Here is a 26,819-nt window from a genome sequence, read left to right as displayed (position 1 = left end):
ATCAGCACAACAGGGCGAGCCATTGAGGTTCGCTTTTTTATATAGGAATGTAAGCATCTTTTATGTCGAAAGATGGGGCTTCATGTTATGATGTACAAGAAAGGCAAACGCGGTTAACATAGGCCTGGCATCCAATTTTTTGCGCTATGGGAGTGTGAGTCCATGCAATTTTCAATGATGTTTTTAATGAATTTAGGGATGCTGATTGCCGTTGCCTATGTGGCGAACGTGATTTATAAATATGGTTTGAGTCGTACCTCTTCGCGGTTCAAATATGTCAGCTCGGTGCTGCTAGTGATATTTGGCGGATGGGTCAGCTCTTGTTTTGGTTTTAACTTTAGTGAAACGGTTATTTTTGATCTGCGTTTTGTACCGCTGATTATCGCGGCATTGGTGTATCCCCGCTCCTATACGCTTATTATTATTGGGGTCGCAATCGGACTAACGAGATTTACCTTCGGTCTGCATATGGCGGCGTGGGTCGGCTTTTTGAATATGAGCATTCTGGGCGTCCTGTGCGCCGGATTGAACTACTGGATGCGCCGTTCCACCTGGCGTTTGATTATTAAGGCATCGGTGACCATTTTAGCGGTTAATATCGTAAATACGTTAAATATTGCCTGTCTGGGCGTCATTCCCTGGCGCTATTATGTAGCGGAGGTTGTTCCTCTTACACTGCCAATCGGCATCGTCCTCAGTTTTTTATTTGCTCTGATTTTAAGGGACTTTCAGATGGAACAACAGCGGAATCATCAGATTAAGCAGGCGAATGAGTTGTTATCAGAGCAGCGAGATGAGTTGCAGAAGGCAAAGGTCATTCTAGAGGAACGTGCCAAGCAACTGATGATGGCTTCCCAATATAAATCGGATTTTATGGCAACGATGTCGCATGAGTTACGTACACCTCTTAACAGCATCATTAATCTGGCGCAGATTATCAACGAGCAGGGAAAAGAACTGGATGAGGACGAGTTATACCAATACAGCGATCTCATCTATGCCTCGGGGCATGATTTGCTCCAAATGATCAACGACATTTTGGACTTGTCCAAGGTCGAGGCTGGGCACATGGAAATCGTAAGTGAGCCAGTCAATGTGCGTGAGATTGCGCAGGTGATGATGATGCATTTTGAAGTCACTGCGAAGGATAAAAACCTGGAATTCAGCTTAAAGGAGCATGAGCCTATACCGAATGAAATTCGGTCCGATTCTAAACGTGTACAGCAAATTTTGCGTAATCTGTTATCCAACGCCTTTAAGTTCACTCATGAAGGACGTGTATTGCTAGAAATGAGTACACAGCATCTGGATCGAAAGGGACAGGAGGGAGATTGGGTTGTATTTGCTGTAAAAGATACGGGCATCGGTATTTCCATGCTTCAGCAACACGTTATTTTTGAGGCATTCCAGCAGGCGAACGGTTCCATTAATCGTAAATATGGAGGAACCGGGTTGGGATTGTCCATCAGCCGTGATTTTTCCCGCTTGTTGGGCGGGTTTATCCGTTTAGAAAGTGAGGAGGGTAAGGGAAGTACGTTTTCCTTGTACCTACCCATGTGTCCGTCCGTAAGCAAGGAGGCGGACGAACAACCCTTTAAATTAACCTAATCGCTATTGTAGGAGCAGGAGCGTTATGGCACAAAGGAGGTCTATCATGGAACGTAAAGCGGTCGTTGTGGGTGCAACAGGGCTCGTCGGGGGTTATGTTGTACGAGAGCTGCTGGTGCAAAAGGAATACAACCGCGTCATGGTTATGGGCAGACGTCCGTTAGACATCAAGCATCCCAAGCTGGAGCAGGCGCTCATCGATTGGGAACAGCCACAGAAAGCGGCGTTTGCCTTCGAAGGGGTGGATGATGTTTTTTGCTGCCTTGGGACAACGATGAAAAAAGCTGGCACCAAGGAGCAGTTTCGTCTGGTGGATCTGGACTATCCGGTGCTGGCTGCCCAGTTGGGCAAAGAGGCTGGTGCTGTACAGATGCTAGCTATCTCAGCGATGGGGGCCGATCCAGATTCACGCGTGTTTTATAACCGCACCAAGGGTGAGGCTGAAGAGGCGCTTGCCGCTATCGGGCTGCCTGCGCTGCATTTGTTCCGTCCGTCGCTGATTTTGGGCGCGAGACCTGAACGACGTATGGGCGAAGCCGCTGCCGCTGTTGTCATGAAAGCGCTGGACGGTCTGATGACGGGCAAGCTCGCTTCCTACCGCGCTATCCCGGCTTCGGTCATCGCACGAGCCATGGTACGAATCGCTCTTGCGCAGGCGAGCGGCGTACATATTTATCCGAACGACATCATTCGGGTCATTGGTGCAGAGCTAACATCCGATGATGAGGAACCTGTTACAGGAACGGCTCCTGATGAGAACGTGTAAAACCACGACAGGATTAAAATGACAATAACGCCGCTGCTGCCCGATGATTCGGGCAGCAGCGGCGTTATTTGTGTTTTATTGGTGGTTTGTATGTTGCGGCACATCTATCGTAATCTCTAATTCATCAAGTGCGTTAATCCGTAGCACGGAATAGTGGCTTTGGACTTCACATGCTATAATACGGTGAACCAGTATCAGGAAGGAGAATCCAACCCATATGAAAAAAACAATTGCTACTGAAAAAGCACCCGGTGCTATCGGCCCTTATAGCCAAGCGGTAGAGGCAGGCGGGTTTATTTACACCTCGGGACAGCTTGGACTAAATCCGGCAACAGGTGAGTTTGGTAAGGATGTACAGGAGCAGGCACGCCTGTCCTTGAGCAACGTCCAAGCCATTCTGGAAGCGGCAGGCAGCAACATGAACCAGGTTGTGAAAGCGACTGTATTCCTGAAGGATATGAACGATTTTGTCAGCGTCAATGAGGTGTACAGTTCTTTCTTTGAGCAACCCTATCCAGCACGCAGTGCGGTGGAGGTAGCTCGTCTGCCTAAGGATGCACTGGTGGAGATTGAAGTCATTGCATTGAAGGGCGAATAGTCTGAAAGGTCCGTTCATAAAATAAAAAGTTTGTATGGCAACCGGGTGTCCCTATTAAATAGAGGCACCCGGTTGCTCAAATTTAATGTGTTTTGTTTTTTTTGAATACAGAGTGGAGGTGGAGATGATTAAAAAAATAATTTTCACTGGTGGAGGCTCTTCAGGACATGTAGCAGTAAACCTAGCTTTGATTCCTCACTTACTGGAACAACATTGGAGTGTCCAATACATAGGCTCTGAACAAGGGATTGAAAGAAAATTGATTTCTGGACTGGAAGATGTGCGTTATTTTAGTATCTCAACTGGGAAATTGCGCAGATATTTTGATTGGAATAATTTTAAGGACCCTTTTAAAGTGCTGAAGGGGATTTCTCAAGCGTACCGGATTATAAGAAAAGAAAAACCGGATATTATTTTTTCAAAAGGCGGGTTTGTTTCGGTTCCTGTGGTATTGGCTGGGTGGTTGAATAAAGTCCCTGTAATCATTCATGAATCAGATATTACCCCTGGATTAGCTAATAAGATTTCCAGCATATTTGCTACAGAAATTTGTACTACCTTTCCTGAAACCACTCAGTACTTTCGCTCTAAGCATACCCGGTATGTAGGTGCTATTGTGAGAGATGAACTAAAAGATGGGGAGGCAGCCAAAGGTTTGACATATTGCGGATTTACTCGAAATAAGCCGATCATTCTAATCATGGGTGGGAGTTTAGGTTCTAAGAAAATCAATGAGATGGTCTGGATGAATTTAGAGGCTTTGCTCGTTCATTTTCAAATCGTGCATATTTGTGGTAAAGACCAAGTGAATCATTCCATTCATATGTATGGCTACAAGCAGTTTGAATACATAAATGATGAACTGGCGGATGTTATGGCGATGGCAGATATGGTTGTTTCTAGGGCGGGTTCAAATTCCATTTTTGAATTCTTAACGCTGCGGAAGCCTATGCTATTGATCCCTCTTTCAAAGGCAGTCAGCCGGGGAGATCAAATTCTAAATGCCAAATCATTTAAAGCGCAAGGCTTTTGTGAGTTTTTAGAAGAAGAAGAGTTGGAATCTGAACGATTTGTTGACATGATTCTTGGTTTGTATGAAAAAAGGTCGGATTATATTATCAATATGAAGAAAATGAATGCAGATCACTCGACAAGCAAGCTTATAGATTTGATTAAAGTCTATACCTAATCACATGGTTAAAATGAATAAACAAAGCAAGCGAGCTTGGGCTAGATGATTCAGACCCAAGCTCGCTTGTTCTGGCTAGGAGATCATATTCGTTTTCTTTAATCCCGTTCTCGATTACGGGCAAAGAATAGCCATAGCGCGTACACCAGAATGATTGCCGCCAAGATCAATGCAGCCAGCCGTACATTTTCATTGTTCGGATGCTCGACGGCGATGGCGACATAGGCCCATACAAATACGAGAGGATAAATGCTGTCGCGATAAGGGAAGCTGACCATGATGGCCAATACGGTGCCGATGAGCAGGATAATGATCGCCCATGTCGTATCGCTGAGTCCCCAGCCACTCCATTCATTCTTTTCCAGTGCCACTGCAATATTGATAATAGTAGCAACAGATACCCAACCGAGGTTCAGGCTGAACGGTAGCTTGACGAACCACATTTCTCCGCGGGTTGGCTGCGGCGTGCGGGTACGTACATACACGACGCTCAAGGAAAGCAAGTATAGAATAATGACGATGACGCACAGCTCTACGTATACATACTGCCAGAGGAAAATCCAGATGATATTGAAGAGACAGCTTAGAATAAAAAAAATACCGATGGACTGAACGCTTGTCTTGGCTTGCCCTGTAGGTGTAGCTTGGTACACGACAAAGCAGGCGAGCAGTACGTAGATGACCGACCAGATGGAAAAAGCGTAACCCGCTGGGGTGATCAAGGTTGGGTACATGTTGGATACAGCAGCAGTGCTTCTGCCACCGATAGGAAGTGTAGAAGCCAGAACGTTAACGAGAACGACAGCGATAAATGCAATAATATTCCACCATTTATACGGATGGCTTCGTGACATAGGGATATCTCCTCCACAACGAATGATGATCCAAAAATGACCGACTGGTCACAAGCTTCTATTATGAATATACCCACTTTGCTTTCGAATATGTCCTAACCGGAAAAAGTTTCTTGATCCCGGTAAAATCATAAAAAGTTGTATGTATATGCAGTCATATGTAGTACAATGGTGAAAATTTTAAGCACTATATAAGCTGAATTTCCTCAAATTCAAATTATATAGAAGTAAGGAGATAAGTAGAATGAATGGCTTGGAGAAAGTAGGGAAATTTGTAGGAGGAACCTTTTCCATCTGGGTACTTTTATTTGCATGCTTGGGATTTTTCTTTCCTGCGGCGTTTACAGGGTTGAAAGGATACATACAGTTATTTTTGGGCATTGTCATGTTCGGGATGGGGCTGACTTTATCTGCGGCTGACTTTCGTGAAGTATTCCGGCGTCCAGTGGATGTGGCTATTGGTGTGGTCGGACATTATCTGATTATGCCGTTTCTGGCCTTTGGATTGGCATTAGTATTGCAGCTGCCACCGGATATTGCGGTAGGTGTCATTTTGGTAGGCTGTTGCCCGAGTGGAACCGCGTCCAACGTAATGACGCTCTTATCCAAAGGCGATGTGGCGTTGGGCGTATCGATTGCTTCAGTATCGACGCTGATTGCTCCACTAGCTACCCCGGCCATGATTAACCTGCTTGCTGGACGTTGGATGAATATTGATGCGAAGTCGCTGATCATGGATATTCTCATCGTGGTTATTGTCCCCATTGTGTTGGGTGTTATCGTCAAATCGCTATTTCGCAAACAGGCAGAAGCCAGTGTCCAGGCGCTGCCGCTCATATCAACACTGGTGATTATGCTCATCGTGGCTATTGTGATTGCAGGCAGCAAAGGCAAGATTTTGGAGACAGGTCCGATTATTTTTGGTGTGGTTATTTTGCATAACGGTATCGGGTTCCTGCTCGGATATTGGTTTGCCAAGCTATTCGGTATGAATCTTTCCAAGCGTAAAGCTGTTACTCTGGAAACGGGAATGCAGAATTCCGGACTGGGCGCTGCGCTGGCAGCAGCTCATTTTAATCCGATTGCTGCTGTACCGAGTGCGATTTTTAGCGTGTGGCATAATATTTCCGGCTCGTTGCTCGCGACCTGGTTTTCCCGCCGGGAGGAGAAGAACAGCACATCCGGCAACCATTAAGCTTTGTCAGTGGCTTGTGACAAGTGGCTGCGGTTCAGCTTTTTCGAACAGTTTGGGGAAGGTCAGAAAGGATAGATTTGACTTTATAGTTGCGGATCATTATACTGTGGTTGTTACAACCACTGTATTTAAGTAAGCAACAGTAGTTTGAGTTCGTTATGGAAGGAAAACTGCATCCAATTCATATTCGGCTTCATGCTTAACAGCCTTATATTATCTGATCTGATTTAAACTGAAGGAGAGAGAACGAATGAACCCAAAATATAATTCTCTATTTGAAGCTTTTACCCTGCCATCCGGTGTTACGTTGAAGAACCGTATTACCATGGCACCTATGACTAACTTTGCTTCCCACGAAAATGGTGAAGTCAGTGACGAGGAACTGGCATACTACCGTGAACGCTCCGGTGGTGTGGGCGCGGTTATTACCGCTTGTGTGTATGTAACTCCAGATGGCAAAGGATTTGTTAATGAGTTCGGTGCGGACAAGGATGAAATGATTCCTAGCCTGCGCCGTCTGGCAGATACGATTCATCAGGAGGGCGCGAAAGCGATCCTGCAAATTTATCATGGTGGCCGCCTGTGTCCACCGGATCAAATTCCAGATGGACAGCCGATCAGTGCAAGCGCAGTAGCCGAGGAAAAAGAAGGCGCGCCTGTGCCGCGTGAAATGACATCCGACGATATCCACCGCGTCATTCGTGCCTATGGCGAAGCGACTCGCCGCGCGATTGAAGCAGGCTATGATGGTGTGGAGCTTCACGGAGCGAACGGTTACCTGGTGCAGCAGTTCTTCTCCCCGCATTCCAACATTCGTACTGATGAATGGGGAGGAAGCCTTGAGAAACGCTTGGCCTTTCCGCTGGCGATTGTTCACGAAGTGAAGAAAGTGATCGCAGAGCATGCGAAGCGTCCATTCATATTCGGCTACCGCTTGTCTCCTGAGGAAGGACACACGCCAGGCATTACGCTGGATGATACGATGGTGCTTGTAGACCGTCTGGCGGATCAAGGGTTGGATTACCTGCACATTTCCGTAAATCATTTCTTTGGTGGTTCGTTCCGTGACCGTAGTGACGAACGGTCACGTACCGTTCTCATCCATGAGAAGGTAGGTAACCGTGTGCCGATTATGGGAGTCGGGTCGCTGAATACACCGGACGAGGCGCTTGCAGCACTGGAGACAGGTGTACCGCTTGTATCGCTGGGACGTCCGCTTTTGATGGAGCCGCAATGGGTTCAGAAGGTGCAAAACGGCACAGAAGATACCATTCGCACGACATTATCCAAACAAGCTCAGCAGGAGCTAGTCATTCCTGACTATTTGTGGAATGTATTGACGACCCTTCCAGGCTGGATGCCTGTTACGGACTAAATTTTGAATGATGGAGATACCCTAGGCTGCTCTCATGCACCTGGGGTATTTTCCTGTCTCATGACCATGAACACAATAATATAGGAATAACTGAGAAAGAAGGAAACTGACAATGTTGCATGAAGCTAATGGCGTAATTTTGATTAAGTCTACCCATCCGGGGCTACAGATTCGACTGTTACAAGTAAATGATGCAGAACGTTTATTAGAGATCAGACGTGAAAATTTTGATTTCTTCAAACCGTTCGAACCAGAACGACCTGAAATTTACTTTACGCTGGAAGAACAGGCGCGTCTGATTTCCAACGGTTTGGAAGCGGCACAAGCCGGACAGGGATATACGTTTGGACTTTTTTTGCTGGAAAATAATAAGCTGATTGGCAGAATGGAGCTGTCGGGTGTCGCTAGAGGCCCCTTTCAAAATGCCAATCTGGGCTACTTTGTAGATCCTGCATACCACGGACAAGGCTATGCGACTTCCGCAGTGAAGGATATTGTACGCTACGCCTTGAACGAGTTGGAATTACACCGTATTCAAGCTGGAGTGATGCCAAGAAATACGCCTTCCAATCGAGTGATGGAAAAGGCAGGATTTCGCCGCGAAGGGCTGGCTCTCAACTATTTGAAGATTAATGGTGTGTGGGAAGATCACGTGCTGTATGCGGTCACGGCTGAGGATTTGCAGAATGGCGTTTTCTGAATTCGCCGGGCGTGACCCCCTCCAGTTTTTTGAACACCTTGCCAAAATATTTTTCATCCTGATACCCGACCATACCGGCAATATGATGAAGGCGCAGCTTGTCATTTAGCAGCAATAGCTTTGCCTTGCTCATCCTGATCTGACACAAATAGTCTGACAGATTAACCCCGTACTCCTGCTTGAATTTACGAGAAATATATTCCCGACTGAGATAAAAGCGGCTCGCCATATCCTGTAGAGAAATGTCCTCGTTATAGTGTGCATCCAGATAGCGGGCAATATCACGGATGGTCGGGTTGTTTGGGCTATGGCTTGGTGTAAGCGCCTGACCGGCTGCCAGCAGTCGGTTTTCAACCTGTCTTTGCCATAAGGGCAGGGAAAGCGTGCCACGGTTGTCGACCGGCAATGCATGAATGGAGCCGGACTCATCTGCCAGTTCCTCGCCATCGATATCTCCAGGTCTGTCATTCAGCCAGCGGGCCAGCATCCAGTCCAACTCCTGATTCCAACTGGCTAGCTGCTCTGCTGTCACCGAAGGCAGCTCGGCTACGGCTGCTATCCAATGGCCTACCGCTATCGACACACGATTGGCATTACAGCTGAGCGCACTAAGCCGCAGTTCCTCTTCCATCTCAGGCAACTGGGGAAGACGAATGCTCTGCCGTGTCTGGGAACTCTGGTGCATCCAGTCGGCGGTTTGCAACACATCCCGTTTCCACAACGCTTGCCGTGCCTCTTGGTAGGCAGTGGCTGCCGCTATGGGAAAAGCGCCAAAAGAGCCAAAAGAGCCAACCCCGATGTGCATGTAACACCGCAAAGCCGTTTTGATCCCTGTGTGAATATCCTGCAAGAGCAGCGGCCAACGAGATGGCTCGCCCCAATACAGCAGAATAATTTCGTCCATACGCTCCAGATGACGGAATGCAACTCCGGTTTGAGAAGTTCCGAGAAATTCGTTACAGATGTTAATGAGGGAAAAGCTCAAAAGCGCACGGCGCGTTTTATATTTGTCCAGTATATCGGCATCCAGCTGAGTGGTACTCATCACAGCTGCATTACATATCTGAATAGCTGCAGGAAGACGTAGCTCCTCACGTAAGGGCGTAATGGATAGAGGGGTATTCGCTATACCGGAAACGATTTCAGTCAGGAGCTTATCAGCATAGTGCGGCCTCATCCGATTGACCTCCATGGCCTGCATCGTCTGCCTATTCCGGTCTTGCTCCGCCGTCCGCCAGGCTTGAGTGGCTTTATTTAGAGCCTCGTTAATCTCCACTGGATCCACGGGCTTAAGAATATAGTCCATGCCTCCCCGGCGGATGACCTGTCGAACCAAGTCAAAATCATCATAGCCACTGACCACCACGACTCGGGTTGCTGGGGAATTGACTTGAATCCACTCCATCAGTGCTACTCCATCCTTGCCGGGCATCCGCATATCCGTGAGTACAACAGGTGGGGAAAGGGCGGTAATGACCTCAATCGCCTGATCGCCCGACTCAGCCTCAATCACCTCGCTCACACCGCAAGCTTCCCAATGTACGAGCATCCGTATGGCATGGCGTACATGCTTCTCATCATCTACAATCAGGACTTTCATTGACAGATCACTCTCCCTTAATATGAATTTCCATAGGGACTTCAGTACGAATTTCGAGTGTATAACGGACGCCATGAGGCAGAATGTTGTCTACGCACAGGGTGTTAGAACCATCCTCCGAGTGAAGCTGAATACGCAATAGAACATTACGAAGGCCAATGGAGTCCTGCTCGCTAGTGTCCGGCTCCTCGTAGGCTTTCAGCGGACGTTTTAACATATGCTGGAGCTGCTCCAAATCGGCCTGTGGAATGGAAATTCCGTTATTTTCCACTGTTATTTTCACAATGCCTTCCTGGATTCGGCTGCCTGTAATGCGAATTTCACCGGGCCCCAGCCGGGGATCGGCACCGTGTTTAAAGTAGTTTTCCACCAACGGTTGGAGAATCATTTTTGGCACCCGATCATTTAGCACCTCATCTTCCCACTGGTAAGTGACCTCTAATTGCTCACCGAAGCGTTCCTTTTGTAAATCAAGATATTGTTTTACATGTTCGGCTTCTTCCTTGAGTGTAACTACCGTATGGTCCCGCATGTTATAACGCAGCATTTTGGCAAGGGAAGAGAGCAGAGAATAAATTCGCGGCACCTCATGCTGTAGGGCCAGGGTTCCAATAGACTGTAGCGTATTATATAAAAAGTGAGGATTAATCTGTGCTTGAAGCGCTTTCAATTGATGTGTCTTGTTAGCCAGCTCCAGCTTGTATTCCCGCAAAATGAGGTTATTGATAGTATCCATCATCTGTCTGAAACGGCGCGACAGTACTCCGATCTCATCGTTACTCATGGCCCGAATGTCTACATCCAGTTGACCGGACTGAATCTGGTTTATGTAGCGAGTCAGTCGCTTAATAGGTTCCGTGATTTTTATCGAAATCCATAACGTGGCAACAATGACAAGTAGCAACGCTGCGCCTGTAATGACCGCATTAATCTGAGTCAGGCGGGTAGCCCGTAAATACAGCGTACGATGTGGAATTTTCTTGACGAGCGTCCAGCCTGACAGATTGGCATCCAGCTTGCCGTACACGTGCAGTGCTGTATCATCCTCAATCACTCCGTGCTCGCCTTCTTTAGAAATTCGATTGAGCAGGCCAGATTCCTTCCAGTGTGTTCCAATCGATGCTTCTTTTCCGCTATATACGATCGTTCCGTTCCGATCGATCAAAAACAGTTCCTCTGTATCCGCATCATACAATTGACGGCAAATACTGCGCAGCGGCTCCAGATCAACATCTATAGCCAGTACCCCAAGCGTCTCTGAGGCAGGAATGTTCCGAATCGCCCGATGAAGTGTAAATACCTGCCGCTTTGTGCTGTGCTCCGCATAGGAAACCGCCGAAAAGCCGTACAAATGCTTCATGTGCGAAGGCTGTATGAATAGTCCGGAAGGGCCGTAATGAATAGAGCCAGTAAAGGGCTCCAGTCGGAATTCCCGTAGCGGGACTGTACTGGTAATCAACGTGGATTGCCCAGCCTCAAAAGAATGCAAATATACTTGGTCAATGCCTGACGAAGCATTCATCATCGTTTGCAGTGTGGTGTAAATTTCAGCGACGGCCCGGTAATCATCCGGAATTTTGGCCAGATTACGCAGAAAATGGGGGTCATTATAGACTCCAATGGACGCGCGATTCAGTCCCTGTAAATAGTTATCCAGATTCGTAATTCCCTGAAAAATAAGCCGTTCATTTTCTTGTGTGGCCTGCTCCCGCAAGGATTGCTTGGTGAGAACAAAGGTCATAGTCATCGACAGCAGCAGCGGCAGAGTGACCGCAATGAGCAAAAACCAGATCAGGCGGGAACGAATACTGTGAAATTTCATGCAGTGAGCTCCTTTCACAATTCAAGGCGAGCCAGAGGTCAATATTTTCCCCCCTAATGGTTCACGATCCTACGTGTTCTCCAGAGCGCTTATTCGACATAATGAACATGTGAATCGCATATCCGTACGGACCAAGCATTATGCTGCTGAAAGAAAGCCGTAAGGGAGCGTTCCAGACACCAACAGACAACAAAAGGGGGGGATCGGATTGAATCGCGCCAAGTCGTCGCAATGGCTCCAGCAATGGATTTTTGTAGGGCCGTCGACGTTATTTTTCGTTATCATTATTGTAATCCCTTTTATGCTCGGAATGTACTATTCTTTTACAGAGTGGAATGGGGTAGCCAATGAGGCAAAGTGGGTCGGGCTGGATAATTTCAGTCACATTTTATGGAATGATGACAAATTTGGGACAGCGTTCTGGTTTACGGTCCGTTTTACGGTGGTAGGAGTGGTGGCTGCGAATATTTTTGGCTTTCTGCTGGCGTACTTTCTAACCAAACCGCTGAAAACAAAAAATGTACTGAGGACCATCTTTTTTATGCCTAATGTGATCGGAGGTCTGTTGCTGGGCTTTATCTGGCAGTTTATTTTCGTCAAGGGATTTGCAGCAATTGGAGAGAGCACGAACTGGTCCTTCTTCAATCTGTCCTGGTTGGGAGATGAGATCACGGCCTTCTGGGGCATTGTCATCGTGTTTATCTGGCAAACTGCCGGGTATTTGATGGTTATTTATATCTCTTCCCTGACCAATGTGCCCCGCGATATGCTGGAAGCAGCCGAAATTGACGGAGCAAGCCGGATGCAAATTTTGCGGTCGATTATACTTCCTTTAATCATGCCTGCCGTTACGGTTTGTCTTTTCCTGGCGATATCATGGTCATTCAAAATGTTCGATCTCAATTTGTCACTGACCAAAGGCGGTCCCTTCGGGTCCACAGAGTCGGTTGCACTCAATATTTACAATGAAGCGTTTGTGAATAATCGTTATGGGCTGGGAACAGCTAAAGCACTCATTTTCTTTATCATTGTTGCTCTGGTTACGAGCCTTCAGGTACGACTGACGAAAAGTCGGGAGGTGGAAGCGTAAATGGAAACAAGCAAGCGCTACCGCTTTGGAACATGGGCGACCGAGATGGTGATGATCCTCGTCGCATTGTTATTCCTCGTCCCGTTTTACTTTTTATTCGTGAATTCGGTCAAAAGCTTTGGTGACCTGCTCACCGATTCTGCGGCCTGGCCACAAACCTTTGTATGGAGCAACTATGCTAGAGCGTGGAGCATCACGCGTTTTCCCGAAGCTTTATGGAATTCACTCGTGGTTACGGTAATTAGTAATCTACTGCTCGTACTGATCAGCTCAATGGCTGCTTACCGAATGGTCCGGCGTCCGACGCGTTATAATCGGGTGTTGTTCAGCCTGTTCGTAGCTGCCATGGTCATTCCTTTTCAATCGGTGATGATTCCTTTGGTCAAGGTTGTAAGTACACTGGATTTAATGAACAGTATAAGTGGTCTGGTAATCTGTTATCTGGGATTCGGAGCTCCAATGTCGATCTTTCTCTTTCATGGATTCGTCAAAGGTGTGCCAGTCGAGGTGGAAGAAGCAGCTACGGTGGACGGCTGTACGCCTTACGGAGTGTTTTTCCGAATTGTGTATCCGTTGATGCTACCGATGATGGTAACTGTTATTATTTTAAATACGCTCTGGATTTGGAATGATTATCTCCTGCCTTCTCTGGTACTGCAAAAGGCTGAACTGCGCACGATTCCGATTGCTACCTATGCCTTTTTTGGACAATACACGAAGCAGTGGGATTTGGCTTTGCCTGCTCTGGTGCTGGGCATCTTGCCTGTCATCGTATTCTTTCTGGCCATGCAAAAATATATTATACAAGGTATTATGGCTGGTTCGGTCAAAGGTTGAGTGTGGGATGAGCTGAAAATGTACACGGTGGCCACTCCGCAAACGGATGGTGCTTACCATCGCTGTTGCCTCCAGATTCCCCTGAATAAACGAATAAAGGTGGGAATCTAGAGACAAAGGCGAGCGCTATCGCTTGTTCAGCACCATTCCGTTTTCCGTTTGCTCCGTTTCCACATGAATTTTTCGAGTTCATCTGATATGAATTTAGAATAGAAAGGAACATGAAAATGAAAACGCATACTTTTAAAAAGAAAGCTCAAGCACTCATCTTGCTTCTCGCGGCCTTTGCCCTGGTTTTGGCAGGTTGTAACAGCAGTGGCGGACAAAACGCAGGCAAAGAGGAAGTGAAGGAAAAAACAATTCACATTTTTCAGTTTAAGGTAGAGATTGCAGAAGCGCTGAATCGCATGAAGGCGGAATATGAAGCGTCTCATCCAGGGATCAAGCTCGACATTCAGACCGTGGGCGGGGGCAGTGACTATGGTGCGGCGTTAAAGGCGAAGTTCGCCTCCGGGGAGCAGCCGGATATTTTTAACGTAGGAGGTTACCGCGAGCTGGATACGTGGCTGGAATATTTGGAGGACCTGTCTGACCAGCCTTGGGTTGGCGATGTGGTGGATGTCGCCAAAGAGCCGATGACCAAAGACGGCAAGCTGTATGGCCAGCCGATGAATCTGGAGGGGTACGGCTTTATTTATAACAAGGATTTGTTCAAGAAGGCGGGGATTACGGAGACCCCTAAAACATTGTCCGAACTGGAGGGAGCTGCGCAAAAGCTCCAAGCTGCAGGGATTACTCCATTTTCTAATGGATATCAGGAGTTTTGGGTGTTAGGCAATCATTTGCTGAACGTGGCATTTGCCAATCAGCCAGACCCTTCGGCCTTCGTTAAGGGACTGAATGATGGAACTGCAAAGATTCCGGGCAACGCTGTATTCGCCGAGTGGGTTAAGCTGTTTGATCTGACAATGAAGTATGGCAATTCGAAGCCGCTCACGACCGATTACAACACGCAGGTAACGAACTTCGCCACTGGAAAGGCTGCCATGATGCAGCAAGGGAACTGGACTCAGGTCCAAATTGACGGTATTAATCCGAAGCTGAATCTGGGTATTTTACCTATGCCGATTGGTGAAGACGCAACAGCCGGAGATAAGCTGTTTGTAGGTGTCGCCAACAACTGGGTGGTTAATAAAAATTCGACTGTCAAACCCGAGGCGAAGGAGTTCTTAAACTGGATGGTGACATCCGAGCAGGGTAAAAAGTATATCACCAAGGAATTCAAGTTTATTCCAGCATTCAAGAGCATCGAAGGGGCAGAGGCTGATATGGGCCAACTGGGTGCGGAAGTGGTGAAATACAGTAAGGAAAACAAACTGTTGGGCTGGTTCTTTAGCCGCTATCCTGAAGGAGCACAGCAAGAATTCGGAAGTCAGATGCAAGCTTATGTGGCAGGTAAATCGGATGCCGGGAAGCTATTCGAGGATTTCCAGAAAACATGGGATAATTTGAAGACCAAATAAGAACAAAAGCACGCGATAAAGCCTTCTTATTTCAGGGAGATTGTATGGTCCTGAAATATGAAGGCTTTTTTGCAAAATTAATTATATATGGTAATGGAGAAGAACAATATCCCCGCGGCGTTCTATTTCTTGGAGTTCAAACGTACTTGGTAGCGTTCCCTCTGGAAATAACGGTATTCCTTGTCCAAGCACTTTGGGAATGATCGCAATGATAGCTTTCTCCAGCAGTCCAGCTTGTAAGAAGGCCTGAACTAACTGGCCCCCACCGACTAGCCATACCGCACCTTCCGATTGTCCTTGTAGACGTGGAACCAGTTCAGTCAGAGCTTCGTCCGTAAATGTAACATGTGGCGCCTGCTGTTGCTCCGTTAATGCTCGTGTGAACACATAGCATGGCTTTCCAGCATAAGGGAAATCATCTGAGAGCTTCAATACTTCCTCATACGTCAGCCTGCCCATCAGCACTGTACCAACGGTGTCGTAAAAGTCGGCATATCCATTGTCCCCGCCATCCCCTTTAACATCATACAGCCAGTCCACCGAACCGTCCGGCAAAGCGATATACCCATCGAGACTCATGGCAATATACAGCACAACTGCGTTTGATTTCAAATCCTTCATAGTTCATTCACTCCTTTCTATATCCTAATGTTACAATGTATTTATGACATAGTATGTCGTAGTTAAACGTTCATTTTAAATTAATTTTTGAATCGAGGGGTACCTTATGAACGAACGCAGGATTGCTCTTATGAGGATACTGGATTCCCGAAAAAAATATACGGCGCGTGAGTTGGCTGAACGTTTTGGTGTCTCCGTCAGAACGATACAAAGAGATCTCGACTATTTGCAGCAGACCGGGTTACCCCTTTATACCGAAATGGGTCCTCATGGTGGGTATCGGGCACTTCCCAATCGGCTTCTTCCTCCCCTTCATCTTGCTCGTGACGAGGCCTTGGGTCTTTTCCTCATGCTGCAACTGTTGGAGAACATTCCAGATATCCCTTTTGGCTCGGTTCGTGGACATTTATCCGAGCACTATTATGCCGAGCTTCCACAGGATGTGCAGGACAGTATTGATCAATTAAAGGAGTACATTTCTTTTCGTATGCTACCCACTCACGCAGAGTCACCCTACACCTCAATCATTTTGGAGGCTGCGCTGAATAAGCGCCGGGTGAACATGCATTACCGCTCGGTTTCCGGTGAAAAGTGGACCGAAGTATATCCGATTGGACTGTATTTTGATCACGGATATTGGTATATGCCAGCGCATAGCAGAGATCGCATCATTCTGTACCGTTCAGATCGGGTGATCACAATAACGATGCTGGAGGAAACCTTGGACAGCCTTCCCACACTTCAGGAATGGTTGGCTTCGGAGGATTCCCGTATAGGAATTCCAACCAAAATAAATTTTACCGCATTGGGTGCCAGGCTGGCCGGATCAGATGCTCTCTTCCAAAGTGTCTCCCATCAAGAAGGGCAGGGTCAGGAATGGCAGGGATATATTCCGGTCGAAGAGTTTAGATATGTGTCCCGACTTTTGCTAAAATACGGGCCAGAGGCCGAGGTCATATATCCGAAAGAACTGCGGATGAGGGTGAAGGAATTGCTGCAAGACAGCCTGAACCCTTATCTGAAGGATGCAAAAGCAGATGATGAAGAAAAAGACAATTAATCCTGTAAATTGATTCTCTTATTTATAGTTAACCACATGAATATTTAAGGTTATTAACTTATGACTTTCCATTTATTTTTGTGATAAAGTTTTGAAAAGAGCCCGTTTTCGTATATGATGAAGAGTAATAATTCAAAAGGCTGGACGGGAGACAGATATGAATCAACCGCTTTATGGAATATGGCTCGGAGATGTGTTTTTTTGCTTTTCTGGTGAGACGTCGGAACCACGTATCGATGCGTGGAGCAGTGTAATCCGCAGGCTGACGCTAAAGGGAGACCTTCGGCCGTTTCGGCAGGCTGCGTTGCGTCTTGCTGAGGTACGGATACCGAACACTGCTCGTGTGGAAACCGCGGGCAGAGGTGGCAAAAGACGTTCCATGCTGGGGCGTACATTGGAGGGTTTGGCGCTGGAACCGCGCGAGACGATGGCACTGTTGACCCGCATGGACGAGAAGGGCTGTGCGGCATCGGGCATTACGCTGGGCGAGGAAATGCAATATTGGCAAAAAGCTGCTTATTTCGCGCTAGAGCTGATGCAGCGGGGCGAAATTGCGCCATCGCTTACAGAGGCGCGTCCATCGGGACCGCGCCGTCGTGGTCCGGAAGCGGCTGTCGGGGTGTGGATTCCTCGACTGTGTCAAGAGGAGGACATACGCCGCTTTTATGAGCTGGCTGCTGCAATGCCGGCTGTTTGTATGGCGGCTCCGGCTGTTTTTGCGGGCAAGGAGCCTGAAACACGTGAGGATGCAGCCGGAATCGTGCTGTACTCCTTCTTGTGTGCGGTCATCCATGCGGAAACGACCGCGGTGCTGGCAGCATCAGACCGTGAGCTGGGCCGATATCGCGCAGAGTATCGGCGCGGAGGATCGCCGCTGGCAGAGCTGTGGTGGAACAGTCTGCTGACAGGTTCCCGCCCGGTGGCGATTCAGGGAACGCCCGCGGAGATGGAGGAGCTGGTGCTTCAAGCGTCCTCTCTTGAGGGAAGCGCAATGCCTGTCACGGAACGGGAAGACAAAGAGCCTATAGAAGGGCAACTGCGGTTGTGCCTTCGTTTGGAGCCTTCGCTGGAAGAGAGTGTGAAGGAATGGCGCATTACCTTTTGGGCAGAAAGCGATGCTGAGCCGGGGTTGCGACTGCCTGCTCTGGCACTGTGGGCGCATCCTGAACGTGATCTGGTTCGAGGCGGAATTGTATATCGTCAAGTGCAGGCGCAACTGTTAATGAGGCTCGGACAGGCGGCTGAAGCGGCACCTATATTGCAAGAAGCATTGAATCGTCCTTACCCCGAGGGGCTGACACTGGAGCCAGAGTTGTTCTTCCGCTTCCTGACGGAAGCCGTTCCCGCATTACAAAGGAACGGTATCACCGTGCAAATGCCTTCACGCTGGAGCCGGGAGGGCCGAAGACGTGCAGGCTTGCGGCTCAAAATGCGTTCGACAGAACAGGGTGCCAAGCCAGATGGTGTGATTGCCGATACATCGTCTGTCGGCATTAACCGCATGATTTCGTTTGATGCCGAGGCTGTGCTGGGTGATACGACTTTGACGATGGAGGAACTGGAAAGCATCGTCGCGGCCAATTTGCCGTATGTACGTCTCGGAGGGGAATGGATCGAGGTCGATCCCAAGGAAATCCGTCAGGTGCTGCGCTTTATCAAGCGCGGGGAAAACGGTGAGATGAGCTTGTCCGAATGGATGCATCTGGCTGCAGAAAATGAAAGTGCAGGCGAGGCCTCATGGAAAGGCTTGTCCATCTTTGGCGCGGAATCCGCCGGATTGCTTGCGTCTTTGGCTGAGGGCGGCGTACTCCGTTCGGTAGAGCCACGGCCTGTGCCGGAGACGCTGCATGGCGCATTACGGCCCTATCAAGAGCGCGGCTTTCAATGGCTGGCTGCAATGCGCGGATTGGGCTTTGGCGTCTGCCTTGCGGACGACATGGGACTTGGTAAAACGATTCAAGTCATCACCTGCCTGCTCGACGGTGGCATCGGCGCAGATGATCAACGTCCGGCGTTGATCATCTGTCCGACATCCTTGCTCGGCAACTGGCAGCGCGAGTTGAAGCGCTTTTCACCGGATTTGTCGCTGTATATTCACCATGGCAACCAGCGACTCCACGGCGAGCTGTTTCAGGAAAGTGTACGTGAGTATGATATCGTCCTCACTACCTATCATTTGGCGGGCCGGGACGGCAGCGATTTATCTGCGGTATACTGGTCCTCCATCGTGTTGGATGAGGCGCAATATATAAAAAATGCACGAACAAAGCAAGCACAAAGCGTCATGAAGCTGTCTGCACCACACCGGATTGCCATGACAGGTACTCCGGTAGAAAATCGGCTGAGCGAGCTGTGGTCTATTTTTCAATTCCTGAATCCAGGTTACCTCGGTACGGCGTCTTCGTTCCGCCAGCGTTACAGTCTGGCGGGAGAGGAGCGGGGGTCCGCGTTGCGTGAGCTTCATCGCCTCGTCTCCCCGTTCATGCTGCGTCGTCTCAAAAGCGACCCAGATATACGCAAGGATTTGCCAGAGAAGCTGGAGTTGAAATCCTACTGTGTACTGACACCAGAGCAGGCCGGATTGTATCGGGGCGTGGTGGATCAATTATTGGGAACACTGGATGGGCAGATCGGTATGGCTCGCAAAGGGCTTGTTCTGTCTTCGCTGACCAAGTTGAAGCAGATTTGTGATCATCCGGGTTTGATCATTCCGGGTCGGGCTGATAGTGGTAAAACTGAAAACTCGGGCAAAATGGAGCGACTGCTGGAATTGGTAGAGACGATTCGCGAGAACGGCGAATCGGCGCTGATATTCACCCAATATGTGTCGATGGGAGAATTGCTGGTCTCTCGTTTGGCCAAAATCTTCGGGGAAGAGCCGTATTTTCTGCATGGAGGACTGGCGAAAACCAGACGTGATGAAATTGTTCACAACTTCCAGCAGGGAGAAGGGCCGAATATATTCGTACTTTCCCTGCGTGCAGGTGGCGTGGGTCTGAACCTGACACGTGCCAGCCATGTCATTCACTATGACCGCTGGTGGAATCCAGCAGTGGAAAACCAGGCGACGGACCGCGTATTCCGTATTGGTCAAAGCCGCAATGTACAAGTGCACAAGCTGATTTGCCAAGGTACGCTGGAGGAGCGGATCGACGAGCTGATTGAGAGCAAAAAGGCACTTTCCGAGCAGGTTGTCGGCTCCGGTGAACATTGGCTCACCGAAATGTCTGATGATGAATTGCGCGGTCTGATTGCGTTGCAAAATGATGTATGGATTGAGTGAGCAGAGAAAGGATGAAGGCGATGACGAGGCCGCAAGTGAAGCTAAAAGTAACTGACGGTCAATGGATAGCGGAATTAGACGGATTGGGGTTGGAAGGCGAATCAACGGGTGTACCTTCCACACATGCTGTCCAATGGACTGGCCCAGCGCCTGTACTAAACCCCGAACAGCGGAAGGCATGGCTGGAGCAGCTAAAAGCAGATCCTTTGGATATCTATCGTTTTTTGCAAGGGGAAACCTGTCTATCGCTGGATGAGGTCGTTCAGCTAGCAGCTGAGACAGCCACTTCCAGCATGGAGGATGGCGTGGGTGTAGTCGACGATGTGAAGAAAGCTCTTCAAGCCGGTCTGGAAAGCGATCCGCAGACCTGTCTGGAACTGATCGGAATGTCGCGGGAAGAGTTGCTGGAGTACGTATTTAGTGCTTGGGCCGGAGAGTTATCCCATGTGCAGGGGACATCCCCCGCGCTTGAGTCTACCTCACGGCCGGAAGGCGGACGCAGCGGATCGGCAGCGATTAGCGAATGGATTGCAGAGTCTGCGGCAGAAGGAGCATTGCATCGTCCCGGTGCGGGCTTTCATGCGATTGAGATTCGTCTGCCGCAGAAGCTTGCTCCTAAGAAGGAAGCGGATATTACGGCTTTGCTGCCGGGTTTACCCCGTGCGGAAGAGGCATTGAAACTCATACGTGAACGGGTAGCCGAGCGGGCCCGAGCTGCAATCCCGCAAAAACGTCATACTCCGTAACAATTCGGGTATATACTTCCTTTTTCGAGTCTATTCGCCTTCATCGAACGGGATAATGGCTTCGAAGAGTGCTAAAAGTTCAGTTACAATGGGGAAACGGAAAAGTGACGGCAAGTCATGCATCAATTGCAATATTGGAGGAGATACCAGCATGAAACGACATATACAACAGACGCGAGCATCTAAGCGCTGGACCAAAGCGCTCATTCCAGGGCTGATCCTGCCAGGGCTATTACTGGCAGCCTGCCAGCAGGGAGGATCAGGTGGACAGGAAAGCGAGCCGTTGAAGTCATCTACAGCGGTACAGGAGAATGTACAGCCTTCCGCCCAGCCGGATACGGGCAATGGCAGCACTAGCGCTGGACAAGCCTCTGCAGGTACAGAAAGTGGACAGGCCGACCCTGTGATGGCGTTGCGGAGCCAGAGTGCGCTGCAAGCCACGGTTAAGGAAGAGGATGGAACCGCGATCGTCACTAATGCGACTTCTGATACAGTCGTTGTGAACAAAAAGCGCAGCTTGCCTGTAGGCTATGTCCCCGATGACCTGGTGGAGCCGCAGGTGCCATTTTCCTTCGAGGGACCGCATGAAAAGCGGCATTTGCGTAAGGAAGCGGCAGAGGCACTGGAGAAGCTGTTCGACGGTGCGGAAAAAGACGGCATTGAGCTGCGTGCGGTATCGGGATACCGTTCCTATAAGCGTCAGGTATCTATTTTCAACAACAATGTAAAGACAAAGGGGCAGGAATATGCCTCTAAAGTTAGCGCTGTACCGGGTACGAGTGAGCATCAGACAGGATTGTCCATTGATGTATCCAGCCCAAGCGTAGGTAATGTGCTGGAGCAATCCTTCGGAGCTTCCAAGGAAGGCGAATGGCTGGAAAAACATGCACCGGAATACGGATTTATTATTCGTTATATGAAGGGTAAGGAAGATGTAACCGGCTATGTGTACGAGCCTTGGCATATCCGTTATGTGGGAATAGACATTGCGGAGGATGTAGCCAAGCAGGGGATGACGCTGGAGGAATATTTCGACGAGAACAATATCAAGCTGTAGCAGCTAAAATCAAGCCGTAATCCTAGGGATTGCGGCTTTTTGTCGTGTTTTTCTTCCAAATTGAACCTTTTCAAGGTAGAATCTCGTATAGTGAACGACGACAGAAGCGCTTTGATTTGTTGCAAACCTCATGACAGAAGCGTACAGGAAGGGAAGGGAATCATCATTTATTATTCATTAACGTATCGCGAATGGTCGGAAGACACTCAAAAGGAACTGCGCAGCCTGACACGGGAATCCGTATCGGGAGATGAGCTGTTTCTACGCAAGCTTGTAGACGCTACGCGTCTCCATGACAAACTATGGTCGCATATCTCGAATGAAAGTGAGGAACATACGGATCATTCCGTCTATGTGACTGAATTTACAGGGGAACGCGCAAAGCCTTACGGTGCCTCCATCACAGACCTCGTGCTTGCCAGTGAGGGAGGTTACACTTCCACATTCAGTGCAATGTACTGGATATGGCATGAACCTGCATTCCGTAGTATGGATCAGCGGGAAGGCTCGGTATTTACTTTGGAGTTGGCCCAACGACTATTAGATCACTATACAGTACTGGGTGGCAAAACATATGAATTTATATATTCGGTACTGGACCCTCAGCTGAAAAAGGTACATCTGTTTGTGAAGGAGGTCGATCTGTGATGGAGCATTCTTGGGAAAAAATGAAATCCAAGCCCGGCTCTCGTACACGGATGGCGGCCTTTGCCCTGATGTTGGCTGTCCCGGCCGCTCTGACGGGTTGCGGTGACGACGAGTATTATGACTGCGATGAGCTTCCTGTATCGGAACAAACGGCGTGTCGGGATTCAGGCAGCAGCGGGTATTACTATGGTGGATCGACATATTATAGTGGAGGTTCCTCATACCATAGTAGTCGTTCATCTTCCAGTTCTTACCGCAAAAGCTCATCCTCATCTTCCAGCTCACACAGCGGTTTTGGCAGCAGCGGCTCACGCAGCGGCTTTTTCTCTGGGGGTTAAGATGAGCATGCGTACGATTCGGCAATTGCCTTATGAACATGATGAGCTTTTTAAGGGTGAAATCAGCCGTAGAATTCCGTATCATCGCATGTATGGTAAATCCTATTGCGTGCCGGCCTTAACGGTATATCGGGAAAGCGAACTGGCAGAGCTTCAGACTGCTTCTGAGGCGGTACATCGTATTTATCGCAAGGTTCAGCAATTCGTCCAGCGCTATATGCCGGATGAATACCTGGTGGAACGGTTGGGGATTCATCCAGGCTTGCTGCGTGCTGCACGAATGGAGGCCGAGCCGGATGGGATAACCCGCCAGGACTGGATTGTGGGGGAAGCGGGTATCAAGTGCATAGAGAATAACACCGATACCCCAACCGGGATTCCCGAGGTGGCTTATCTCGAAGGAAAGCTGCTGGAGGTGCTGAGTAGGGATGGAATATCGGCGGATGACAATGCATTACATGGACCCTCATCTGGAATGGACGAGGCGATTCAGTCTGCCTTGACGGAGTTCATTCATTTTTATAGCAATAAGGGATTAGGAACAAAGGTGTATTTCACTTGCTATGACTGGCACATCGAGGATCAGACGAACACCAAATATATTATGCATTTATGTGAACAAGCCGGGTTTGAAGTGGTTTATGCGCCTTTGGAAGAACTGGAGATTATCCCGAATGAAGGATTGTATCACCGGGGAGAGCAGATCCACATTCTCTATCGCCTGTATCCGCTGGAATATCTAATTGATGACCGGGAGGAGGATACGGGGCTTGAGGTGGGGCAGGCGCTAATGGATATGGTGGCAGACGGGAAAATAGGATTAATCAACCCGCCGCAGCATATCATTACCCAGAGCAAAGGGTTCACCGCAACCGTGTGGTCGCTATATGAGCGCAATGAGCAGACACCAGAGTTCTGTGGTTTTCGCTTGTTTGACGATCGCGAGCTGGAGGTGATACGAACCTACCTGCTGCCTACGTATTTTGAACCCTCGGTGTTTATGCAAAATAAAGAGCCTTATGTGGCCAAAGGTATATGGGGGCGGGAGGGTAAAGGGACGCACTTGATTGAACATCCTCAATCCGAAGAGATGCTGAAAGGTGCTTTGGGAGAGGTTGAACCTGCGCAGACTGACAACCCTGATCTGCTTCACCAAGCTGATGGTCCACGAACGCCTGAGCAGGAGGAAGCCGCACATATTGCCGCTTATTACGAGGGACAGCCTAAGATTTATCAGCGGCTGTGGCCGATGCAGAGCGCAGAGGTACAGACCGAGGAAGGGCTATTTCACGGCTATGTGCTGACAGGCATATTCGTGATCGGGGGGCGTTTTGCGGGTGTCCTGCCGCGAATCGGTGAAAAGGTAACAGGTGATATGGCCTATTATTGCGCCGCCGCTGTTGCCACCGTACCTCCTAATCCGCCCGTTATATAAGCTGAATTAAACAATGTACCATATTCGAACATATCTGTTATTTTCACAAGTGAGGATTTTGCAAAATCCTGAAGTATCATAAGGAGGAAGAAAATTGGACTCTCATATCAGTTTGGGCAACGCATTGGGCAATGTAGGTATCGGCCTGCTTATCCTGTTTGCCATCTTAATCGTAGGTTATTTTGTGTTCAGCTTGCTGACACGTTATAACGATAATCAAGAAATCGCACGCGGCAATGAGGCGGCAGGCATCTATATGGGTGCAAAGCTGCTAGGTCTGTGTATCATCGTGGGAATGGTGTCGTACAGCAGTCATTCATGGCTAGATATGCTAACCTGGTCGGCTGTGGGCATTGTAGTGCTGTGTCTGGTCTATGTGATTTTTGATCTGGTGACGCCGCGTACCAAAGTGTGTGAGGAAATTGCCAACGGCAATGTGGCTCTGGCACAGCTGCTGCGCTCGGTCATCGTCGGGGTGTCTTTTGTGGTAGGTACATTTTTGATGTAGTCGATATAGAGAAGGGATACAAAGGATCTGCAACACCGGACAACGGAGCTGCAGATCCTTTTTTATAGAACATTGTATTCACTGCCCGGCATCAGACTGTTGAATTGAAGGTTGTGACGATCACTTCCTGTGGGGACTATTCTACAAAGCAACGGGTGATACTGCATAGCAAAAAGGAATTTGCTACAGAGTTCAAACCAAATAGAAGAGAAGGGAATTCTGAACATATGAGTACCTCCACCTCCCCAACCAAACAAGTTCGGATGGGTATCATTGGCCTGGGTCTGATCGCTGAATATCACATGAGATCACTGCACACCATCTCGGGGGTATCTATTGTGGCCGTTAGTGATGTGAATCCCAATCGCCTTCAAGCTATCGGAGAACAATTGCAACTACCTGCTTCCAAGCGGTACGCCCATTATGAAGCATTAATCCGTGACCCAGAGGTAGATGCGATTCTGTCGCTGACACCCAATGATGTGCATTTTGACATTATTCGTATTGCGCTGGAAGAACACAAAGCTGTACTGGCAGAAAAACCATTGACTCTTACATGGGAAGAAGCGGATCAGTTGAAAAAGCTATACAAAGCGAATCCGGTGCCTTTGCTGGTTCACTATAAGCATCGCTACGGGGCGGCCTTCCAATATACCAAGCAACTGCTGGATGAGCAAAAGCTGGGTAAAATCTATAACATTCAATTTCGTTATCTAATGGATGCATTTGCGCCATATCGTCAGCATCCATATACATGGCGTCACAATTTAGCCAAGGCTGGTTCTGGAGTAGTGGGGGATACAGCCTCACATATCATTGATCTGGCCCGTTTTTTGGTGGGTGAATTTAAAAGTGTCGCAGCGCTGTTACATACCATTACACCCGAGCGGTTCGATCCGATCACGGGTCTGCCTGTAAAAGTAGATGTGGAAGATCTTGCTGCCTTTCATGGCATCGTAGGCGACAATACCGTGGGAACCTTTATCACTCATAAAAATGCCATCGGCATACGGCACGATATCGAAGTCGATATCTATGGAGAACTTGGTACGCTGCACGCCAGCCTCAATAACCCGGAAAGTATCCGCATTGTGCTGCGTGACTTGGAACACCCGGGTACCGAATACGAGACTTGGGCTGTCCCTGTAATCTATAATCATACGGCTTATGAAGATTTTGTTGAGCTGGCAAGGGGAAAATCTGTGGATCGTGCTCCCATATTCGAGGACGGCTACAAAAATCAGTGGGTACTTGAGAAAATACTGCAATCATGGAAAGAGAATGGACGTTTAGTAGAAATGTAGGGGATGTGAGGGGAATAGCTGAAATTCCAGCAATGACAAAGAGTATAAACATGCTGTGAACCGCAAGAGGGTTCCTTTGAAGAGCAGCCATCTTGCGGTTTAGCAATTCAATATATTCTGTAAATTCATCATTTTGGCATCGCCACGCTTATATCACTTCAAATGAATCCTGCCTCAATCTTTTCAATAATGGTCAGCAAGAAGGATTCCGCTAAGCTGTTTTTCAAAATAGCTTGCTTGGCTTCCTCCAGTGTAAACCAACGTGCTTGATCTACCTCCGTACTAAGAACATCCAACTGATCGTCATTCACAATGGATACAAAATTCAGCATCAGTGTATTGCTTCGTTCAAAATACTCACTGCGCATATATTGATACTCATCGACTTGTAATCCTACTTCTTCCTTAACTTCACGCACCAATGTCTGCTCGGCGGATTCACCCTTGCTCACATAACCTGCCAATAAAATGAAGCCCTGAATATTGTACTGCTGTATGAGCAGCACCTTATTTCTCTGACTATTCAATACAGCGGTACTGATCGCAGTGCTGAATATCGGGAAACGAAAGACCTGGCATGTATGACAAAAGGGGATAGGGCCCTCGCCTTCACACTCCTTCACCATCAATTTTGTTCCGCATTCATAGCAATATTTCATGTA

24 protein-coding genes are annotated in these 26,819 nt (G+C 48.4%); 19 read left to right on the top strand and 5 right to left on the bottom strand.

Translation table 11 applies throughout. From position 1 onward, the window contains the following. Window positions 1-162: 162 nt before the first annotated feature. The 4 genes from MKX30_RS22475 (at window position 163) to MKX30_RS22460 (ending at window position 4,161) form a co-directional block, all read left to right on the top strand. Entirely contained in the window at window positions 163-1,608 is a 1,446-nt protein-coding gene (locus MKX30_RS22475; RefSeq protein ID WP_023986781.1) for an ATP-binding protein, read from the top strand. A 46-nt stretch (window positions 1,609-1,654) separates the two neighbouring features. Next, on the top strand, window positions 1,655-2,374 hold the full coding sequence (locus MKX30_RS22470) for an NAD(P)H-binding protein (RefSeq protein WP_341063545.1): 720 nt from the start codon (window positions 1,655-1,657) through the stop codon (window positions 2,372-2,374). 217 nt (window positions 2,375-2,591) lie between these two features. Then, the gene (locus MKX30_RS22465; protein ID WP_013308546.1) at window positions 2,592-2,972 is read left to right on the top strand and encodes a RidA family protein; all 381 of its coding nucleotides are present in this window, start codon (window positions 2,592-2,594) and stop codon (window positions 2,970-2,972) included. A gap of 124 nt (window positions 2,973-3,096) precedes the next feature. Next, window positions 3,097-4,161: an undecaprenyldiphospho-muramoylpentapeptide beta-N-acetylglucosaminyltransferase gene (locus MKX30_RS22460; RefSeq protein WP_341063544.1), complete on the top strand. Its 1,065-nt coding sequence runs from the start codon at window positions 3,097-3,099 to the stop codon at window positions 4,159-4,161. 98 nt (window positions 4,162-4,259) lie between these two features. Here MKX30_RS22460 and MKX30_RS22455 read toward each other — a convergent pair whose 3' ends face one another. After that, window positions 4,260-5,015: a tryptophan-rich sensory protein gene (locus MKX30_RS22455; RefSeq protein WP_053324525.1), complete on the bottom strand. Its 756-nt coding sequence runs from the start codon at window positions 5,013-5,015 to the stop codon at window positions 4,260-4,262. Between the two features lie 244 nt (window positions 5,016-5,259). On the opposite strand from MKX30_RS22455, the gene MKX30_RS22450 reads away from it, so the two are divergent. The 3 genes from MKX30_RS22450 to MKX30_RS22440 all read left to right on the top strand — a co-directional run bounded on the left by MKX30_RS22450 (window position 5,260) and on the right by MKX30_RS22440 (window position 8,285). Next, on the top strand, window positions 5,260-6,210 hold the full coding sequence (locus MKX30_RS22450) for a bile acid:sodium symporter family protein (protein ID WP_023986785.1): 951 nt from the start codon (window positions 5,260-5,262) through the stop codon (window positions 6,208-6,210). A 250-nt stretch (window positions 6,211-6,460) separates the two neighbouring features. After that, entirely contained in the window at window positions 6,461-7,585 is a 1,125-nt protein-coding gene (locus MKX30_RS22445; RefSeq protein WP_023986786.1) for an NADH-dependent flavin oxidoreductase, read from the top strand. 112 nt (window positions 7,586-7,697) lie between these two features. Beyond that, window positions 7,698-8,285: a GNAT family N-acetyltransferase gene (locus MKX30_RS22440; RefSeq protein ID WP_023986787.1), complete on the top strand. Its 588-nt coding sequence runs from the start codon at window positions 7,698-7,700 to the stop codon at window positions 8,283-8,285. Here the strand turns inward: MKX30_RS22440 and MKX30_RS22435 are convergent. Both MKX30_RS22435 and MKX30_RS22430 read right to left on the bottom strand, forming a co-directional pair. Continuing rightward, complete coding sequence (locus MKX30_RS22435) at window positions 8,251-9,885, bottom strand: response regulator transcription factor (RefSeq protein WP_023986788.1); 1,635 nt, start codon at window positions 9,883-9,885, stop codon at window positions 8,251-8,253. The two genes, MKX30_RS22440 and MKX30_RS22435, sit on opposite strands and share 35 nt — an antisense overlap. A gap of 7 nt (window positions 9,886-9,892) precedes the next feature. Continuing rightward, a complete protein-coding gene (locus MKX30_RS22430) occupies window positions 9,893-11,707 on the bottom strand; it encodes a sensor histidine kinase (protein ID WP_023986789.1) in 1,815 nt (604 codons plus the stop codon). A 208-nt stretch (window positions 11,708-11,915) separates the two neighbouring features. Between MKX30_RS22430 and MKX30_RS22425 the strand changes: the two genes are divergently transcribed. The 3 genes from MKX30_RS22425 (at window position 11,916) to MKX30_RS22415 (ending at window position 15,157) form a co-directional block, all read left to right on the top strand. Beyond that, window positions 11,916-12,797 (top strand): carbohydrate ABC transporter permease, encoded by an 882-nt coding sequence (locus MKX30_RS22425; RefSeq protein WP_023986790.1) that lies wholly within the window; start codon window positions 11,916-11,918, stop codon window positions 12,795-12,797. Continuing rightward, window positions 12,798-13,634, top strand: coding sequence for a carbohydrate ABC transporter permease (locus tag MKX30_RS22420; protein ID WP_023986791.1), 837 nt, complete (start codon window positions 12,798-12,800; stop codon window positions 13,632-13,634). Between the two features lie 227 nt (window positions 13,635-13,861). Next, a complete protein-coding gene (locus MKX30_RS22415; RefSeq protein ID WP_069079824.1) occupies window positions 13,862-15,157 on the top strand; it encodes an ABC transporter substrate-binding protein in 1,296 nt (431 codons plus the stop codon). A gap of 81 nt (window positions 15,158-15,238) precedes the next feature. On the opposite strand, the gene MKX30_RS22410 is transcribed toward MKX30_RS22415, so the two are convergent. Continuing rightward, entirely contained in the window at window positions 15,239-15,778 is a 540-nt protein-coding gene (locus tag MKX30_RS22410; protein ID WP_069079825.1) for a dihydrofolate reductase family protein, read from the bottom strand. Window positions 15,779-15,884: 106 nt separating this feature from the next. Between MKX30_RS22410 and MKX30_RS22405 the strand changes: the two genes are divergently transcribed. From MKX30_RS22405 to MKX30_RS22365, 9 genes are all read left to right on the top strand, one after another. After that, entirely contained in the window at window positions 15,885-16,838 is a 954-nt protein-coding gene (locus tag MKX30_RS22405; RefSeq protein ID WP_069079826.1) for a helix-turn-helix transcriptional regulator, read from the top strand. Between the two features lie 157 nt (window positions 16,839-16,995). Further along, window positions 16,996-20,121, top strand: a complete 3,126-nt coding sequence (locus tag MKX30_RS22400) for a DEAD/DEAH box helicase (protein WP_069079827.1) — start codon at window positions 16,996-16,998, stop codon at window positions 20,119-20,121. Between the two features lie 20 nt (window positions 20,122-20,141). Next, window positions 20,142-20,867, top strand: coding sequence for a phosphoribosylglycinamide synthetase (locus MKX30_RS22395; RefSeq protein WP_341063542.1), 726 nt, complete (start codon window positions 20,142-20,144; stop codon window positions 20,865-20,867). A gap of 151 nt (window positions 20,868-21,018) precedes the next feature. After that, window positions 21,019-21,924, top strand: a complete 906-nt coding sequence (locus MKX30_RS22390; RefSeq protein WP_023986797.1) for a M15 family metallopeptidase — start codon at window positions 21,019-21,021, stop codon at window positions 21,922-21,924. 90 nt (window positions 21,925-22,014) lie between these two features. Continuing rightward, entirely contained in the window at window positions 22,015-22,572 is a 558-nt protein-coding gene (locus tag MKX30_RS22385) for a hypothetical protein (RefSeq protein ID WP_226887799.1), read from the top strand. Next, window positions 22,572-22,910 carry a hypothetical protein gene (locus MKX30_RS22380; protein WP_023986799.1) on the top strand — a complete coding sequence of 113 codons (339 nt, stop codon included), beginning with the start codon at window positions 22,572-22,574 and terminating at the stop codon, window positions 22,908-22,910. Before MKX30_RS22385 ends, MKX30_RS22380 begins: the two co-directional genes overlap by 1 nt. A 1-nt stretch (window position 22,911) precedes the next feature. Further along, complete coding sequence (locus MKX30_RS22375) at window positions 22,912-24,345, top strand: glutathionylspermidine synthase family protein (protein WP_341063540.1); 1,434 nt, start codon at window positions 22,912-22,914, stop codon at window positions 24,343-24,345. A 94-nt stretch (window positions 24,346-24,439) separates the two neighbouring features. Beyond that, window positions 24,440-24,853 (top strand): DUF350 domain-containing protein, encoded by a 414-nt coding sequence (locus MKX30_RS22370; protein WP_023986801.1) that lies wholly within the window; start codon window positions 24,440-24,442, stop codon window positions 24,851-24,853. Between the two features lie 227 nt (window positions 24,854-25,080). Next, window positions 25,081-26,157, top strand: a complete 1,077-nt coding sequence (locus MKX30_RS22365) for a Gfo/Idh/MocA family protein (protein WP_071559383.1) — start codon at window positions 25,081-25,083, stop codon at window positions 26,155-26,157. Between the two features lie 158 nt (window positions 26,158-26,315). On the opposite strand, the gene MKX30_RS22360 is transcribed toward MKX30_RS22365, so the two are convergent. Next, on the bottom strand, window positions 26,316-26,816 hold the full coding sequence (locus MKX30_RS22360) for an NAD(+) diphosphatase (RefSeq protein WP_254348749.1): 501 nt from the start codon (window positions 26,814-26,816) through the stop codon (window positions 26,316-26,318). Window positions 26,817-26,819: the final 3 nt, after the last annotated feature.

Origin of the sequence: Paenibacillus sp. FSL P2-0173 (assembly GCF_038008045.1) — a bacterium.
Classification (GTDB): Bacteria; Bacillota; Bacilli; order Paenibacillales; family Paenibacillaceae; genus Paenibacillus; species Paenibacillus polymyxa_B.
Note: the sequence above shows the minus strand (reverse complement) of the source record. Positions and strands in the feature narration are given on the sequence as shown.